14 protein-coding genes are annotated in these 16,077 nt (G+C 69.0%); 5 read left to right on the top strand and 9 right to left on the bottom strand.

Features of this window, described 5'->3' with window-relative positions; translation table 11 throughout:
* Positions 1-2 precede the first annotated feature (2 nt).
* Positions 3-689, top strand: coding sequence for a hypothetical protein (locus FN821_RS01275; RefSeq protein WP_180319724.1), 687 nt, complete (start codon positions 3-5; stop codon positions 687-689).
* Positions 690-720: 31 nt separating this feature from the next.
* Here FN821_RS01275 and FN821_RS01270 read toward each other — a convergent pair whose 3' ends face one another.
* From FN821_RS01270 to FN821_RS01235, 8 genes are all read right to left on the bottom strand, one after another.
* Positions 721-1,800, bottom strand: a complete 1,080-nt coding sequence (locus FN821_RS01270) for an IS630 family transposase (protein ID WP_131170734.1) — start codon at positions 1,798-1,800, stop codon at positions 721-723.
* A 154-nt stretch (positions 1,801-1,954) separates the two neighbouring features.
* Positions 1,955-2,881 carry a Pycsar phage resistance system uridylate cyclase PycC gene (locus FN821_RS01265; protein WP_131170733.1) on the bottom strand — a complete coding sequence of 309 codons (927 nt, stop codon included), beginning with the start codon at positions 2,879-2,881 and terminating at the stop codon, positions 1,955-1,957.
* 39 nt (positions 2,882-2,920) lie between these two features.
* Positions 2,921-3,529 (bottom strand): Pycsar system effector family protein, encoded by a 609-nt coding sequence (locus FN821_RS01260; protein WP_131170732.1) that lies wholly within the window; start codon positions 3,527-3,529, stop codon positions 2,921-2,923.
* A gap of 390 nt (positions 3,530-3,919) precedes the next feature.
* Positions 3,920-4,507, bottom strand: coding sequence for a nucleotidyl transferase AbiEii/AbiGii toxin family protein (locus tag FN821_RS01255; RefSeq protein WP_131170731.1), 588 nt, complete (start codon positions 4,505-4,507; stop codon positions 3,920-3,922).
* Positions 4,504-4,719 carry a hypothetical protein gene (locus FN821_RS14990; RefSeq protein ID WP_221929103.1) on the bottom strand — a complete coding sequence of 72 codons (216 nt, stop codon included), beginning with the start codon at positions 4,717-4,719 and terminating at the stop codon, positions 4,504-4,506. The genes FN821_RS01255 and FN821_RS14990 overlap by 4 nt, the downstream gene beginning before the upstream one ends.
* A 484-nt stretch (positions 4,720-5,203) precedes the next feature.
* Complete coding sequence (locus tag FN821_RS01245) at positions 5,204-6,253, bottom strand: MBL fold metallo-hydrolase (protein WP_131170730.1); 1,050 nt, start codon at positions 6,251-6,253, stop codon at positions 5,204-5,206.
* Positions 6,253-8,511 (bottom strand): hypothetical protein, encoded by a 2,259-nt coding sequence (locus tag FN821_RS01240; protein ID WP_131170729.1) that lies wholly within the window; start codon positions 8,509-8,511, stop codon positions 6,253-6,255. The genes FN821_RS01245 and FN821_RS01240 overlap by 1 nt, the downstream gene beginning before the upstream one ends.
* Positions 8,512-8,563: 52 nt before the next feature.
* The gene (locus FN821_RS01235) at positions 8,564-9,808 is read right to left on the bottom strand and encodes a patatin-like phospholipase family protein (protein ID WP_165489184.1); all 1,245 of its coding nucleotides are present in this window, start codon (positions 9,806-9,808) and stop codon (positions 8,564-8,566) included.
* A gap of 232 nt (positions 9,809-10,040) precedes the next feature.
* Here FN821_RS01235 and FN821_RS01230 point away from each other — a divergent pair, with 232 nt between their 5' ends.
* The 3 genes from FN821_RS01230 to FN821_RS01220 all read left to right on the top strand — a co-directional run bounded on the left by FN821_RS01230 (position 10,041) and on the right by FN821_RS01220 (position 13,331).
* Positions 10,041-10,523 carry a glutathione peroxidase gene (locus FN821_RS01230; protein ID WP_131170727.1) on the top strand — a complete coding sequence of 161 codons (483 nt, stop codon included), beginning with the start codon at positions 10,041-10,043 and terminating at the stop codon, positions 10,521-10,523.
* A 290-nt stretch (positions 10,524-10,813) separates the two neighbouring features.
* On the top strand, positions 10,814-11,935 hold the full coding sequence (locus FN821_RS01225) for a 6-phosphofructokinase (RefSeq protein ID WP_131170726.1): 1,122 nt from the start codon (positions 10,814-10,816) through the stop codon (positions 11,933-11,935).
* 199 nt (positions 11,936-12,134) lie between these two features.
* Positions 12,135-13,331 carry an MFS transporter gene (locus FN821_RS01220; RefSeq protein ID WP_131170725.1) on the top strand — a complete coding sequence of 399 codons (1,197 nt, stop codon included), beginning with the start codon at positions 12,135-12,137 and terminating at the stop codon, positions 13,329-13,331.
* On the opposite strand, the gene FN821_RS14985 is transcribed toward FN821_RS01220, so the two are convergent.
* Entirely contained in the window at positions 13,302-13,541 is a 240-nt protein-coding gene (locus tag FN821_RS14985; protein WP_221929102.1) for a DUF6508 domain-containing protein, read from the bottom strand. The genes FN821_RS01220 and FN821_RS14985 overlap by 30 nt on opposite strands.
* 157 nt (positions 13,542-13,698) lie before the next feature.
* Between FN821_RS14985 and FN821_RS01215 the strand changes: the two genes are divergently transcribed.
* Entirely contained in the window at positions 13,699-16,026 is a 2,328-nt protein-coding gene (locus tag FN821_RS01215; RefSeq protein ID WP_131170865.1) for an ATP-binding cassette domain-containing protein, read from the top strand.
* The last annotated feature ends 51 nt before the right edge of the window (positions 16,027-16,077 follow it).

Here is a 16,077-nt window from a genome sequence, read left to right as displayed (position 1 = left end):
GCATGGCTGACCCCGAAGCGACCCAAGAGAGCGGGGCAACAGATCCGCCGCTGGCCATCACGAGCCTCAGCCCGAACGAGGCCGTCGGCCACTACGTGACCATGTGGAAGACCAGCATTGAGGTGCAGCAGCACTTCAACGGCATCGAGTGGCGCATTCGGGGTCTCGCATTGACCGTCGCCACGTTCGCGTTGGGCGCTGCCGGAGTCGCCGCGAAGGACAAGTCGACTCTCGGCCCAATCAGCCTCGGCAGCGCGGTGCTGATCCTAGGGCTGATCCTCTGGTACGCGTTCTACTTCGTGGATCGGCTCTGGTACCACCCGCTCCTCAAGGCCGCTGTGGCAGAGGGCACTCAACTGGAGAACGCCATCTCACAGTACCTTCCAGAAGCCCATCTGACTGCGGGCATCACGCAGCGAAGTCCGCAGCCCGTCGGACGCCTAGTTGCCTTCCTTTCTGGCCGCGAGGGCACCGCTCGGGAAGGCGACAGAACGGTCATGCACTCCGACCACAAGCTCCGGTGGTTCTACCGCGTGGGCGCCTCGACGTTCCTTGTCGGCGCCATAGCGCTGCAGGTCGGATCCTGGATGGCGAGCGACGCCTCTTCATCACATACCCCGGAAACCACCGTTCATGCGAGCCCGCTGCCAGTTCCCTCAATGCTTCCTTCCGCAACGCCATCTCCCTGAATGATCCCGTTCGGCAGCCACGCCAAAGACGCTAGTGGCGCGTCGATGAGACGTGTTTACGTTTGCGGTCGATTTTGTCGAGGATTTCGTCGGGGGTCTTGGTCCAGATGAAGGGGTGCTTGCGACGGTTCCAGCCGGTGATGAACGCGCGGATGCTGGCCATCAGGTCCCGCACCGAGGTGAACGTGCCACGGCGGATGGCTTGGCGTTCGATGATCCCGAACCAGACCTCGACCAGGTTGAGCCACGATCCCGAGGTCGGGGTGAAGTGCACGTGGATCCGCGAATTCGCCGCCAGCCAGTCGCGGACCTCGGCCTTCTTGTGGGTGGCGTAGTTATCCATCACCAGGTGCAACTCGCGTTCGGGGTAGGCGCGGGCGACGTGCTTGAGGAACACCAGGAACTCCTGATGGCGGTGCCGGTCCTTGCACAGGCCGGTCACCGTCCCGGTGGCGACCTCCAAGGCGGCGAGCAGGGTGGTGGTGCCGTGCCGGACGTAGTCGTGGGTGCGTTGCTCGGCGTGCCCGGGCCGGAGTGGTAGCACCTTCTGGGTCCGGTCCAACGCCTGGATCTGGGACTTCTCGTCCACGCACAACACCACGGCGTTGTCCGGGGGCGCCAGGTACAAGCCCACGACATCGGTCACCTTGGCGACCAGTTCGGGATCGGTGGAGAACTTGAACGTGTCCTCCTTCCACGGCTTCACCCCGAACTCTTTCCACACCCCGGCGACGGTGGCATGGTCCACCCCCACCCTGGGCGCGAGCAGCCGCGACGACCAGTGCGTCACCCCCAGGCTGGCAGGCGGGGGTACCAAGGTGGCCGCGAGGATCGCCGCCCGGTCCACCTGCCGGGGCCGACCCGGACGCGGTTCGTCCTCCAGCCCCGCCAGGCCACGCGCGGTGTACCGGTCCCGCCACAGGTTCACCGTCGGACGCGACACCCCCACCGTGTCCGCGATCACCTGGTTGCCGACCCCGTCGGCGGCCAGCAACACGATCCGGGCCCGCTGCGCCGCCGACGCCCGCACCGTGCCCGCCCGGGTCAACCGTTCCAACTCGGCCCGGTCACCCTCCCGCAACACCAACGCCGGGGCTGTCTTGTTCGCCATACCCCATAGTGACACACAACCATAAAGTTATTTCATCGACACGCCACTAGGACGCGTCAGGGAGATTGACTGGCCACGGTGACGCTTTACCCTCTCCGGGTTGAGAATGGTGTTGGGTCGCCTCACCGCAGTATCACACTGTCAGGACCGAGCGCTATCGCACCCCTCTCAGGGCGCTGTTGCGGGAGCTGTCGCGCAGGCGTTTTGCTTCCAAGGCCTTCTGCATCTTCATCCTGTTGATGCCGGTGCGGACAGCCGAAGGGATGTCTCGCTTCTTTTCTCCGGCCATGATGGCCTCGCAGAACGCAGGGCCGCACGTCTTGCACCACGGCGAGTTCAGGACAACAGCATCCCGGTCTTCCTCGGGTAGCCGATCCACCGTCACATCGGTCCAGAGATTGGCTGTGGGCCCGTCGCCGCAATCACAACTGAAGGCGATAAAGTCGTTGTCCTTCATCTTGTCCCATACAGCCTGGGTGATGATGACTTGATGACGGTCCGCGCTCTGGGCGCACTTGGCCGCGTAGTTGACGGGCCTGCCAGCCCATACGGCCTCTTGCTCCGAGATCTCTCGCTTGGTGCCGATGCGCTTCACGAGAGTCCGCGCAGCATGGATTCCAACCTTGTAGCCCGTCTCGGGAAGTCCCTCCGGCCAGCGCTTCTCGAGTCGCTCAACGAACTCTTCGCTGAAGGTCCTGATGGTCACCCCCGCACAAAGGGCACGTTCGTGAGCGCGCTCGCCCCAGAAGAGTCCGAAGCCACCGTCGCCTTGGATGTCGATGAAGTTGGCCCCGAACTCGTGAAAGACGCGGACCGCACCCTCCACCCCGCTCTTGTAGATGCGGGCCGTTGATGTGTCGTGCTTCCCCGTGCCGAGGTGGGTGGAGCCCTTCAGGTCGCAGACCACGGCCACGACCTCGGGCAGTTTTACCCAGGTGTCAGATGAAGGGCTGGGGATGTCCTCTGCCTTGAAGTCGCCATCCTTCTCCTCGACCTTGATCGGGGAGTTATTGAGGACGGTGTTGACCTCCTTCCCGAGGGAGTCGAGCAAGGCGGTAAGGAACAGGTCTTCATCACTCATGGTCCGGAGGTTACGGGACGGCCCTGACAGTTCTGGTGCTCACCAACCCAGAGCGACACCCGCCGCCAGCACGAAGAGGCAAACCAAGCCAAGCATCCCGACGAGGATGGACCGGTTCGCCCACAGGTACTTCCGGCTCGCGACATCGGCGTTGGCGTGGACCTGGCGGGCGATCTGTCGGATCAAGGCGTCTTGGCTGCCGATGACGCCTGAGAGGGCGGTGACATACTCCTCGGACTTCCCCTTGAAGTGATTCGCCACGTCGCCGTAGAAGAGCGGGTTCATCTGGGCTTCTTCGCTCTGCCCCTTGAACCGAGGTAGGAGCCCCAGAGAGGCGAGGACGGCCGAGGCGAGGATGAGAACCGCGGCGGCCCCCTCGATGCACAGGATGACCAGCGACGGACATGGGATATCTGCTGCGATCGTGATGAGCCCCGCCGCCATCACACCGACGAATGCTAGGACGACCCCGAGCTTAGCTTCGGAGTGCTTCACCCACTCGTTGACCAGCGACAGTACCGCCCAGGCGTCCTGAGTACTCGTGACATCCGTCGAGCCTGCTGCTGCGACTGCCGTTGACGGGTCCGGCCGCGCGGTGCCCAATGAGCCAAACCACAAACGACCAAGCCAACCGAGCAGCGTGCTCATAGTGCCTCGCTCTCATTGCGTTCGGCACCGCACGAAGCCGATGCCATGTCCCGACCGTACCCAGTCCGGTTCGCCCGAGGCAGAAGCAGCCAGTGGATGGCGCCTGCACCGCCCCCGGGCCCGATCTGACCTCGACATGATCGTGACCGCCTCGCACTCTGAGGGACCCTCTCAGCTCTCTACATTGCACAGCGGGCTGACCGGAGTCGAGGTGTGCGAAGTCCTGAGCGCCCACTAGTGCAGCCTTCGCTGCATCTCGACACCTGGCCTGCAAGCGGATCGTTTGATCTCTGCACAAGGTATCGTTTAGCCCCGCAAACCGGATCGTTTGGCTCGACCTGCCTTGTCACAGGCACCTCGGCGGATCGAGCTTGGGATTGGCTTCGTCGCTTAGCCAGACGCCAGGTAGGACTCGACGAGTTTGATCAGGTCGCGGTCTCGATGGAAGCCGCGCATGACCACCAGGGCCGCGAGACGGAGCGCTTCAGCCTGGTCGTTCGGGCTCAGCACCGCGCGGAGCGCAACGAGGTCAGCGGCGTCCTGGGGACGCGAGTCGTCGTGGGCGAGCAGCTTCAGCACGACCAGGTGCCCTGCGCTCGCGACTGGCACGACGATGCGAGGGAGAATCTCAAGTCGCTCCGCAACGGCCGCTATCTCGCCTTCAACACCGGATGAGGCAAACAGCAGGTCGACGACAACCCCACCGGCAAGCGGCGGGGCTAACCGGACCGTCGCGAGGCGCCCTACGTACTCCTGTTCCACGAGCGCCATCACGTCGTAGCCCAGATCTCGGAGGCAGAGAGTCACGTGCTCTGCCGCCTTGTCATCCGCGGCCACCACGCAGAGGTCGATGTCACGCGTAAAGCGGGGTTCAGCGCGAGTCGAGACGGCCAAGCCACCGATCAAGGCCCAGCGCACGCCAAGTGATTCGAGGTCTCTGACAAGCTGAGCCAGAGCGGCGTAGACCGGATTCGTCACGCGAGCCCTCGCAGTTGGCGCGTAGAGCGTGGCCCGGGGTAGTCCCCATCGAGGGCACCCGGTCGATGCCGAAGCCACGTTCGGATCTCGTCCGCTAGTCGCTGCTCGTCCCACTCTGGGTTCTCGCGTCGAAGCCGGGCGCGCATGAGATCCTGGCCGACCTCGAAGAGATCAAGGGCCGTCTTGAGCCGTGCCGCGGCGTCCTCGGACATGGCCGAAGCTTAGGTCAGCACCTCGACCAAGCGCGGACGGCACCCCTCGAACAAGCGGCAGTCCGAGACCGCCCATGCGGGCAGCGGGGAGCTCTGTCGACGCACTGGGACAGCCGCACCGATACAAGCCCCAGCGAAACTCCGAGCAGTGGCCCTCATCATCCCGACCTCCAATCACTCCTCCTTCGATCGGCTCAAGTGCGCGGACCGCCGCAGCGCCGGATCGGTCAGCCGGCCGTCGGCGTCCCGGAGGGCTTTTGGTCCCCACGCACCCAGCTCGTGGCGCCTTGGCGGCGCGTCGCCGATGAGGTGCCAGACGGTCCAGCCGCGTAACCGATGCCGGCCTCGTTCAGCCATGCCGGGCAGCTCGTCGCGTCCGAACTGAGGACTCCTCCGCGACCCGGGCTGCGCCCGCACGTCGATGACCAGGTCCAAGACCTCGCGCGCCGCCCCGAGCGCACCCCTCGCCGGACCTCTCCTCGGCTCAACCCGCCACCCCAAGATCGACCACGATCCCCTCGCCGCGCTTGCCGCCCCGCATCGGCGGCAGCTCGACCGAATACCGGCTCCCCGCCCCCGTGACCACGTCAGCGGCGAACTTCGTCTCGTAGTTGAACCAGAACGTCGGACGATCCTGGGTCACGATCACCCGAGCCAGCGCCTCCGCGTCCGGGTGCCCGAACTGCGCCCCGTTCGTCGACACCAGCCACCGCGGCGACGAGATCCGCCGACACAACTCGAGACTCGTGTTGTTGCGGGACCCGTGATGCGACAGCTTCACCGCGTCGAACCGCTGGGCCCCAGGCCCCAGCCGGTCGAACGCCGCCAGAACGAACCTCGGCGGCACGTCCGCAAGGAACAGCACCCGGCGTCCGTCAGCCTCGGCGATGAACGCGATCCCGGCACTGTTCGGCTTCGATCGGTCCTCCTTGAACGGCGCCGCCGCAGCCACGTCCGCATCGAACCCCAAGACACCGCCCCGCCGCCTGCTCGCCGGCGTCGGCCGGCCCTTGCCCGCCAGCTCACCGACCGCCTTCTCCCACTCGGGAGCGAGCGCCGCGAGCGCCTCCCTCGTCGGTGCCAACAGGGTCAGCTTCAAACCGCCCGCCAGCTCAACCACCGGCAACGGCCCGGACCTCGGCACGCACACCGCCTCGCCCCCGAACGCCGCGTTCCACCGCTGGGGATGAAGCAGGAGCGACGCCGTCAGCATCTCCGCATCGGGCGCCCCCAAGACCGCCGACTGCACGTGCCGATACCCGTTGAGCCACACATCCCGGAACAGCTTCACCCGCTCCGGATCACTCAGCAGCGACGTCAGCCCCTGAATGTGGTCCGCGTCGATGTGGGTCTGGACCAGCAACTCCACGCGGTCATCCCCAGGCCCCAAGGCCGCCAGCCGACGCTCCAACTCGGGCACCAGCGTGCCCATCGTCTGCACGGGACCACCGTCGATCAGCACGTGCCGCTCCGGCGTCCCGTAGGTGACCCACAGGCAGTCCCCGCGCTCGGCGGGCAGCATCTCGATCTTCATCAGACCTCCCAGTCCGCATCCCCGTACGCCGTCATCGCCAGCGCCGCCAACCACCCGTCCGCCAGCACCTCGCGCCGGACGTCCGTCAGCACCCGTCCCACGGTCTGGCCGCGGCGTCCGGGATCTCTCAACGCCCCCACCAGCCGGGACGCCAGCACCGGCGCCACCGCGGCGTGCAGCAGCGTGAACGACGCGAACACGACGCCCGCCCCCGCCCCGAGGAACCTCGTCGCGAACCCGATCGGGTCGTCCGCCGAGCCGCCCGTGTCGCAGCCGAACAGCACGACGACGGGCTCGCCGGCCCGTCCGCCGGTCACCAGATCCGCCTCGATGGACGCCCGGTGCAGCGTCTGATTCGACACCTCCAGCGTCGGCGGGTCCGGCGTCGTGTGCGGCATCAGCACGAGGACGCCGGCGCCCGGCTCGCTCAGCGCCCGCCGCCAGGCGTCCCAGGTCCGGACGCGGGTCGCGCCGTCCAGTCCGGCCTCGCGCAGGTCGGCTTTCGTGACCTTCGTGGACGCCGCGAGCAGCAGTCCGTCCAGGCGCAGTCGCTGCCTGTCGGCGTCCGGGACCGCGACGCTGACCAGCGCCGAATCCTGCTCGGTCGGGCGGTAGTGGCGCTCAACAACCCTGGTCACGCCCCAGAAGCCGGACGGGCACACGACGTGCTCGTCGTGCGGCGTCGCCGGCGAACAGCCCCCGGACGCCCACGCCGGGCAGAGCGTGGCGTTGGCCCGCGGCGCACGCAGCAGGTAGAGCAGCTCCAGCGGCAGCGCGCTGGCCGCGCGCGACGCCACGACCTGGATCGCGTCGGCGTCCGCCAGGCCACCGAGCACAGGCCGCAGTTGCAGGAAGAGGTCGCGTCCGGCCTGGGCAGCGGCCACCAGGATGGACCGCCACGACTCACGGCTGTCGGCGGTCGCGCGTCGCGGCTGGTTCACCGCCTGGTTGAGGGCCTTGCGCAGCGACTCGGCGAGGTCCGCCAGGTCGGGCACCAGGTCCACCCGGCTCCCTGGGACCGTGACCGTCGGGCGTCCGGCGCCGTCGGCGTCCAGGACCACGGACGGGGCCGTCGACCTCGGACGGCTCGCGTCCAACGGGCCGAGGCCCATGACGGCGGTCAGGGTGACGGGTCCGCCGACGCGTCCGACGAGGTCGGCGACGGCGACGACGCGTCCGTCGCGCGTCAGGGCGAGTTGGGCGCGGGCGTCCGTGGTGCCCGGCGGGACGTCCCACAGCAACGGCAGGTTCTCGGTGCGTCCGGCCTGGTGGACGACCAGTTGGCCGATCGAGGGAGCGCCGACGACCGGTGCGAGCGGCGTGAGCTGGACGGTGATCGTCACCTGCTCGGACGCCTCTAGACCCAGTGCCGCGTTGCTCACAAACCCGGCCGCGACCGCGGTGGACTCCTGGGCGCCCACGAACACGTAGACCGTGTTGCGTCCGGCGCGCAGCACGTTGTCGTGGAACGGCGCACCCTCCGCGCCGACCTCGCACTGCAGCAGCCGATCCGCAGGCGGGGTCGGCGGTGTTGGCGCGGGCGGTGGTGGCGGAGCCGGGTCGTCCCCGGGCAGGGCCTCTGACGGCTCGGTGTTGACCGGGTCCGGAGCAGGAGGCTGCGGCGGTGGTGGTGGGGCGGGTTCGTCCCCGGGCAGGGTCTCTGACGGCTCGCTGTTGACCGGTTCCGGAGCAGGAGGTTGCGGCGGCGCTGGCGCCGGGCCGTCGTCGGATCCTGGTTCCGCGCCGGACGGCTCGGGTGGCCCGGCGTGGGTGAAGTGCGGACGCCCGTCGCTCCAGCGGTCGAGGTGATGCCCGAGCTCCCGCAACTGATCACGCGTCAGCGGCCCTCCGCCCGCGATGGCGTCCTCGAGGAGCCGCCCCAGGTCCGGACGCTCCGTTTGCCCCAGCTGGGGCACCCGCGCGAGCCGATCGAGCAGCAGCTGCGCCCAATCGAACCGGGGTCCGCCGTCCCCCACGCTGACCGAGACGACGACCACGTCGCCGACCACGAGCGATTCGGCGAAGACGACCGTGCAGGGCGCGACGACCCCAAGCCGCGCGGCCTGCCTCAGCCTGCCCTCGATCGCGGACCGCAGCTCGGCGTCCAGCCTCCCCAGGCGTCGGCTCCAGGAGGCCCCCGCCGTCGGCCCCGCCGGACGCACCAGCGCCCGCACGCCCACCCGGCGCCAGCCAGCGGGCAGGTCCAGGTCGTCGAACTCGATCGTGCGGGCGTCCGGCCGCCCGGCGTCCCGGCTCATGACCGGACGGACGCGCCCGACGCGACCGCGGCGTCCCCACGAATCAACGCGCTCACCGGACGTCCCCCACCCCGTCCGGCAGCGGGAAGCCGGCTGGCTCGGGCAGGTTGGGATCGACGTAGGCGCGCAGGCAGGCGTCCGCGACGGCGTAGCCCCAGTTGGCCAGGCGATGCCGCAACTCGGGAGCGAAGTGCGCCAGCCGGGTCGGCGACAGGGCGAGCGCGGTGGCGTCCGCGCGCGAGACCGGCAGCGTGGACGCCAGGCGCGTCAACCCCGCCGGATCAGTGTCGACGGCCCAGAAGCTGCCCGCCCGCTGCTTCTTGACGAGCGCCTTGACCACCTGCAGCCGCCGCAGATCGCCCACCTTCGACTGGATCGTCAGCAGCACCCGGACCGTCCCGAACAGCCAGTCCGTGGGCGGCTTGGCCGTGATCCCGAAGGGCCCACCCCCGTCGGAGACGAAGATCGTCCCGACGTTCTTCAGCACCGGCTCCAGCCCGAGGTTGTCGTAGACGCCGCCGTCGGTCAGCAGGACGCGGCGTCCGGACGGCAGGTCCAGCTTGAAGGGCGTGAAGAACGGCGGGAAGGCCGAGGACGCGGCGACGGCGTCCGCGAGACGCGTGGTCGGCTTCTTGACGGTGTAGCCCTTGTACGCGTCGGTCGACTTGTAGTTGCTGATGGACGCCCTCGAGAACTGCGTCGAGACCCCGTTGCTCAGGTCGGTCGCCAGGATGGTGAAGCGCGGGCCATCCGACGGCAGGTCCTGCAGGGTGGCGCCGCCGAACAGGTGCCGGTCGTAGGCGCCGGCGACGCGTCCGGCGACGTTCCCGGTCCACACGCCGAGGAGCACGGCGGGCACGTCGACGGTGCGTCCGGCGAACTCCAGGATCGGGTCGATGACCACGTCCCTCAGGTTCGTGGCGACCCCGCCGACGAAGTCCAGATCGTTCCAGCGCTGCCCCAGGACGCCCGCCGTGATCGATCCGCCCGACACGGACGCCACGTGCGTCAGCTTCGGCAGCCACCCGGCCTCGTTCAAACGCAGCAGCGAGCCGAGATGGAACAGCATCGCCCGATACCCGCCGCCCGACAGGCACAGCCCGACGCCGCTCGGCGGACGCGGCTCCAGCGCCGGGTCAGGCGGCAGCGGCAGGAGCTGACCGCCGTCAGCGGCGTCCCCGGATTCGTCCTCAGCTGCGCCCTCGGGCGCCGCGAACGCCGACGAGCCGAAGTCGTCCCTCAGGACGCCGCTGGTGTCGGTCCCCGACTCGTCCGGGGCGCTGGGCTGCTCTGTCATCGATCCTCCTTCGAGCGATGACTGCAGCATGCTCCCGGCCGGCCCCCCTCGCCAGGGTGGGGCGTCCCCGGGTGCGCCCCCTCGGGGGCGGAATCCTCGCGTCCGTGGCGCTCAGACGCCGGGGCGTCCGTCGGAGTCTCTCGTTCGGACGCCGCAGGCGCCCGATCCCGGCTCGGAATAGCCGGGGCGGCGTCCGCCTTCCATTGGACGTACCCGGCACAGGAGGTCCCGCATGACCACGCTCTACGACTTCACCCCGTCCGCCCTGACCGGCGGCGCACATCCCTTGGACGCCTACCGCGGCAAGGTCGTGCTGGTGGTGAACACGGCGTCCAAGTGCGGCTTCACCCCGCAGTTCAAGGGCCTCGAAGAGCTGTACCAAGAGTTCGGCGCCGACGAGTTCGCCGTTCTCGGCTTCCCCTGCGACCAGTTCGCGCACCAGGAGTTCGACGACGCCGACGAGATCGGCTCGTTCTGCCAGCTGAACTACGGGGTCACGTTCCCGATGTTCGCCAAGATCGACGTCAACGGCTCCGGCGCCGACCCGCTGTTCAAGTGGCTCCGCAGCGCCAAGGGCGGCGTCCTCGGCGACGCCATCAAGTGGAACTTCACCAAGTTCCTCATCGGACGCGACGGCCAGGTCCGCAAGCGCTACGCGCCGACGGTCGAGCCGGCCAAGATCCGCGCCGACATCGTGGACGTCCTGGCGGCGTAGGCCTGGACGCCGCGTCCTGACCACGCCGCCGGGTTCATCGACAGCCCGCTGCCCTGCAGGTCGCCAAGGACGGACGCCTCTCCACGTTCTGCTCCGAGCCCTGTCAGTGGGTCTGAGAGGAGACGCCCGAGCTGCGATGAGCCTGCTGCGCTCGGCCGGGATCGGGCTCGAGCGGGTGCACTACGAGAGCTTCGGCTGATCGAGCTGGCTCTCGACCCTCCCCCCGCCGTGCCCACACCCGTGACGTCGGCCACGGCTAGAGTCATGGCGTTGATCCTGAGGAGGAGTCCATGGCGAAGCGCGTCGGCGTCCTGACGGCAGGGGGGGACTCCCCCGGACTGAACGCGGCGATCCGTGGGCTGGGTAAGGCCGCGATCGGACGCTTCGGCATGGAACTCGTCGGCTTCCGGGACGGCATCCGCGGGCTGGCGACCAACAACACGATCGAGCTGACGGCGTCCGCACTGTCGGGCATCCTGACGGCCGGCGGGACGATCCTCGGAACTAGCCGCGACAAGGTGCAACGCATGGTCGTGGACGGGGAGGTCCGCGACATGATCCCGGCGATCGGCGAGGTCTACGCGCGCAACAACCTCGACTGCCTGGTGATGCTGGGCGGCGGTGGGACGGCGAAGAACGCCAAGCGCCTCGCGGACGCCGGCCTCAACGTCATTCACCTGCCGAAGACCATCGACAAGGACGTCGCCCAGACCGACAACACCTTCGGCTTCTCGACCGCTCTCGAGATCGCGACCGAGGCGATCGACCGGCTGCACTCGACGGCGCACAGCCACCACCGGATTCTGCTGGTCGAGCTGATGGGGCACCGCGCCGGCTGGCTCACGCTCGGCGCGGGCATCGCGGGCGGCGCCGACATCATCCTGCTGCCGGAGATTCCCTACACGGTCGAGTCGGTGGCGGCGACCATCAACGCGCGCCGCGACAAGGGCTCCAACTTCTCGGTGGTGGCGGTCGCCGAGGGCGCCCGGGATGTCTCGGACGCCGCCGCGGTCTCGGCGGCGCAGGCGCTGGTGGCGTCCGCGAAGACCCCCGAGGCGAAGGCGGCCGCGCGCGCCCACCTGGCCCACGTGATCGACGGCCAACGTGAGCACACGTTCAAGCTGGCCCGGGAGCTGGAGGCCGCGACCGGGCTGGAGTCGCGGGTGACGATCCTGGGCTACGTCCAGCGCGGCGGGACGCCGTGCGCGGCCGATCGGCTGCTGGGCTCGCGCATCGGGGCCGCGGCGGCCTGGCACATCGACCAGGGCGACTTCGGCATCATGGTCGCCTCGCGCGGGGAGGGCACCGCGCCGGTGCCGCTCGACAAGGTGGCCGGCTTCACCAACCTCGTCCCGGTCGACCACGCCTGGGTCCAGACCGCGCGCGACCTCGGCACAGGGCTCGGCGACTGAGGCGCCCGAACTCGACCGTATCGCGGGCTTGACCCGGGAAGGGGCGGCTGGGTCCCGACCGAGAGTTCGGCACCGAATCCCAGCGTCGATGCACACCGCGCCGAGTTTCACGGGCGTGTCGCCCATCGTCCATGGGATCTGGCACGCCCGCCCTACGGCGCCTCAAGGTCCCGTCGGCCCCTCCTGACACACTGACCCGGTGAGACCGCCGGCGCTGAGCGCACCCACCCTGCGCTACGCCGCGTTGAACGCGGCCTTCTGGGCGTCCTTCTGCCTGTTGATGGCGTTCGCGAGCGTCTTCCTGCTGGCCCGCGGTCTCACGAACACCCAGATCGGACTCGTCGCGTCGGCGTCCGGAATCCTGTCCGCGGTGCTGCAGCCGGTCATCGCGGGCCTGGCCGACCGGTCGCGCGTGCCGCTGCGCGTGTGGGTCGCCGCGCTGGCCGTGGTGCTCGCCGCGGCCGGCGGCGCGCTGCTGCTGCCGGGGGCGTCCCCGCTGCGCGACGGCATCCTGTTCGGGCTTCTCCAGGCCACCCTGCAAGCGATGATGCCTCTGGTCAACGCGATGGGCATGGCTGCGGCCGACAGCGGCGTCCCGGTCGACTTCGGCAAGGCCCGCGCGTTCGGCTCGATCTCGTTCGCGATCATGTCGACGCTCACCGGTGTGGCGGTCGCGTCCGCCGGCCCGGACGCCATCGTCCTGCTGCTCGCCGCCGTCCAGGGACTCGTCATCATCGCGGCGCTGACGTTCGTCTTCAGCGCCAGATCCAGATCGGACGCCGACGCGTCCGATGCGCTGCCGGACCCGCCGCCCCTGGACGCCGCCGCACGCCGGGCCTTCATCGTGCTCGTCGCCGGGGCCACCGGACTCTTCGCCAGCCAGGCCGCGATCGCCGGGTTCCTGTTCCAGGTGCTGCGTCCGCTGGGCGGGGACGCGTCGACCATGGGGCTCGCGTTCACGCTGACCGCCCTGATCGAGATCATCCCGATGATCTTCTTCAAGCAGCTCAGCCGCCGCTGGACGCCCGCGACATTGCTCCGCGTCGCGTCGATCGGCTTCACGGTCAAGGCGCTCCTCGCCTGGCTCGCCCCGAACCTCGCGGTGTTCTTCGTGTCACAGGCGCTACAGCTGGTGGCCTTCGCACTGTTCCTGCCGGCCTCGGTGTATTACGTCGATCGGCTGCTGCCCCGCGCCGAACGCGCCCGCGGGCAGGCCTACATGACGATCACGATCACCCTCGGCAACGTCGTCGCAGGGGTCGGCGGCGGCTACCTCCTGGACGCCGCGGGCGTCCCGGCCCTGCTCGCCGCGGGCACCGCCTGCGCCGCGATCGGCGCCGTCGGCGTCCACCTCGGGACGCGGCGCTCAGGCGTACAGGTCCAGCAGGCGGCGTAGCAAGGCCTGGAGGAGCCCCGACTCGGCGGCCCAGATCCACGTGCCCTCGTTGAACCGCTCCTTGCGGGTCAGCGTCGCGATCAGGCGCAGGCAATCCGGGCCGGCACCCCCTGCAGTTGGGCGTCCATCTCGGCATCCGTGGAGTTGCGTTCTATGGACCCATTCTGACGATGGCCTCTCCCGACCGGCTGGATTCCGGCGCTCCGCCAAGAAGACCGTCGAGGTCGGGCGACGTCACCGCTCCTCGCAAGAGTTGCGCCGGACGCCTCCCGCGCTTAGCGTCGTCCGATCGTTCTAGCCCGGAGGCATCGTGACCCTCAGCACGCCGGACGCCGCGGCGTCCAGACTGCCCGCCGACCGTCACGACATGATCCGCGTGCAGGGAGCCCGGGAGAACAACCTCAAAGACGTCAGCGTCGAGCTGCCCAAGCGGCGCCTCACGGTGTTCACGGGCGTCTCGGGCTCGGGCAAGAGCTCGCTGGTGTTCGCGACGATCGCCGCCGAGTCCCAGCGGATGATCAACGAGACCTACCCGGCGTTCGTGCAGGGGTTCATGCCGAACCTGGCGCGTCCGGACGTCGACCACCTCGAAGGCATCACCACCGCGATCATCGTCGACCAGGAGCGGATGGGCGCCAACGTCCGCTCGACCGTCGGCACCGCGACGGACGCCAACGCGATGCTCCGCGTCCTGTTCAGCAAGCTGGCCGTCCCGCACATCGGGTCCCCGCAGGCGTTCTCGTTCAACGTCCCGTCGGTGACCGGCTCGGGCATGATCAAGGTCGCCAAGGCCGGACGCGAAGAGAAGACCGCCAAGACCTACACCGTGGTCGGCGGCATGTGTCCGCGCTGCGAGGGCCGCGGATCGGTGTCCGACATCGACCTCACGCAGCTCTACGACGAGAACCTCTCGCTGCTGGACGGCGCCATCAAGGTGCCCGGTTACACCGCCGACGGCTGGATGGTGCGCGCCTTCGCCCAGTCCGGCTTCTACCCCGCTGACCAGCCCATTCGCACCTTCACCCCCCGCCAGCTGGACGACTTCCTCTACAAGGCGCCCACCAAGGTCAAGATCGAGACGATCAACGTCACCTACGAGGGACTCGTCCCGAAGATCACCAAGTCGATGCTCTCCAAGGACGCCGAGTCGCTGCAGCCGCACATCCGCGCGTTCGTCGAGAAGCTCGCCACCTTCCAGACCTGCCCTGAGTGCCAGGGCACGCGGCTGGCCGAGGGCGCCCGCACCGCCCGCATCGACGGCGTCTCCATCGCGGACGCCTGCGCCATGCAGATCTCCGATCTCGCGGCCTGGGTCAAGACCTTGGACGCCCCCGAGGCGGGTCCGCTGCTGGCGAACCTGTCGGCCCTGCTGGACTCCTTCGTCGAGATCGGCCTGGGCTACCTGAGCCTGAGCCGTCCGGCGGGCACCCTGTCGGGCGGCGAGGCCCAGCGAACGAAGATGATCCGCCACCTCGGATCGTCCCTGACCGATGTCACCTACGTCTTCGACGAGCCGACGATCGGGCTGCATCCGCACGACATCGCTCGCATGAACGACCTGCTGCTCAGCCTGCGCGACAAGGGCAACACCGTGCTGGTCGTCGAGCACAAGCCCGAGGTCATCGCGATCGCCGACCACGTCGTCGACCTCGGCCCGGGCGCCGGCACCCACGGCGGCCAGATCTGCTTCGAGGGCTCGGTCGCGGACCTGCGGGCGTCCGACACGTTGACCGGTCGCCACTTCGACGACCGCTCACGGCTCAAGTCCGAGGTCCGGACGCCGACCGGCACCTTGGGGGTGCGCGGGGCGTCCACGAACAATCTCGTCGATGTGGACGTCGACATCCCGCTCGGCGTGCTTGTCGTCGTCACCGGCGTGGCGGGCTCGGGCAAGAGCTCGCTGGTGCACGGCTCGCTGCCCGGATCCGCGGGCGTTGTGTCGATCGATCAGGGCGCCATCAAGGGCTCCTCGCGCAGCAACCCGGCCACCTACACGGGCATGCTCGACTCGATCCGGACCGCCTTTGCCAAGGCAAACGGCGTCAAGCCCGCCCTTTTCTCCGCCAACTCCGAGGGCGCCTGCCCGGCGTGCAACGGCGCCGGCGTCATCACCACGGACCTGAGCTTCATCGAGAGCGTCCAGACCCGCTGCGAGGAGTGCGAAGGCAAGCGCTTCCAGGCGTCCGTCCTCGAGTACAAGCTCAACGGCAAGAGCATCACCGACGTCTTCGCGATGAGCGTGGCCGAGGCTCACGAGTTCTTCGGCGCGGGGGCGTCCAAGGTGCCGGCGGCGTCCGCGATTCTGGGACGCCTCAGCGACGTCGGCCTGGGCTACATCACCCTCGGCCAGCCGCTGAACACTTTGTCGGGTGGCGAGCGGCAGCGGCTGAAGCTCGCCACGCAGATGGCCGCCCAGGGTGGGATCTACGTGCTGGACGAGCCCACGGCGGGCCTGCACCTGGCCGACGTCGAGCAGTTGCTCGGCCTGCTGGATCGCCTGGTCGACTCCGGCAAGAGCGTGATCGTCGTTGAGCATCACCAGGCTGTGATGGCACATGCCGATTGGATCATCGACCTCGGCCCGGGCGCTGGCCACGACGGCGGACGCATCGTCTTCGAGGGCACGCCCGCAGATCTCGTGAAAGCCCGGTCCACGCTCACCGGCCAGCACCTGGCGTCGTACGTGGGCGCCTGACGAGGGGGCTCATCAGTGGCGGACTAGGCATCGCCAGGCGCTACCAAAGCC

It is taken from the genome of Propioniciclava tarda, assembly GCF_900182665.1.
Lineage (GTDB): Bacteria > Actinomycetota > Actinomycetes > Propionibacteriales > Propionibacteriaceae > Propioniciclava > Propioniciclava tarda.
The sequence above is the reverse complement of the archived record's forward strand: the minus strand, read 5'-3'. Positions and strand labels throughout refer to the sequence as shown.

Bases quoted from the DNA above. Each gene is read 5' to 3' on its own strand.
- FN821_RS01225 (WP_131170726.1), top strand. From the start codon at position 10,814: ATGGCGAAGCGCGTCGGCGTCCTGACGGCAGGGGGGGACTCCCCCGGA.
- FN821_RS01260 (WP_131170732.1), bottom strand. From the start codon at position 3,529: ATGAGCACGCTGCTCGGTTGGCTTGGTCGTTTGTGGTTTGGCTCATTG.
- FN821_RS01240 (WP_131170729.1), bottom strand. From the start codon at position 8,511: ATGAGCCGGGACGCCGGGCGGCCGGACGCCCGCACGATCGAGTTCGAC.
- FN821_RS14990 (WP_221929103.1), bottom strand. From the start codon at position 4,719: ATGTCCGAGGACGCCGCGGCACGGCTCAAGACGGCCCTTGATCTCTTC.
- FN821_RS01265 (WP_131170733.1), bottom strand. From the start codon at position 2,881: ATGAGTGATGAAGACCTGTTCCTTACCGCCTTGCTCGACTCCCTCGGG.
- FN821_RS01275 (WP_180319724.1), top strand. From the start codon at position 3: ATGGCTGACCCCGAAGCGACCCAAGAGAGCGGGGCAACAGATCCGCCG.
- FN821_RS01235 (WP_165489184.1), bottom strand. From the start codon at position 9,808: ATGACAGAGCAGCCCAGCGCCCCGGACGAGTCGGGGACCGACACCAGC.
- FN821_RS01245 (WP_131170730.1), bottom strand. From the start codon at position 6,253: ATGAAGATCGAGATGCTGCCCGCCGAGCGCGGGGACTGCCTGTGGGTC.
- FN821_RS01230 (WP_131170727.1), top strand. From the start codon at position 10,041: ATGACCACGCTCTACGACTTCACCCCGTCCGCCCTGACCGGCGGCGCA.
- FN821_RS01270 (WP_131170734.1), bottom strand. From the start codon at position 1,800: ATGGCGAACAAGACAGCCCCGGCGTTGGTGTTGCGGGAGGGTGACCGG.
- FN821_RS01215 (WP_131170865.1), top strand. From the start codon at position 13,699: ATGATCCGCGTGCAGGGAGCCCGGGAGAACAACCTCAAAGACGTCAGC.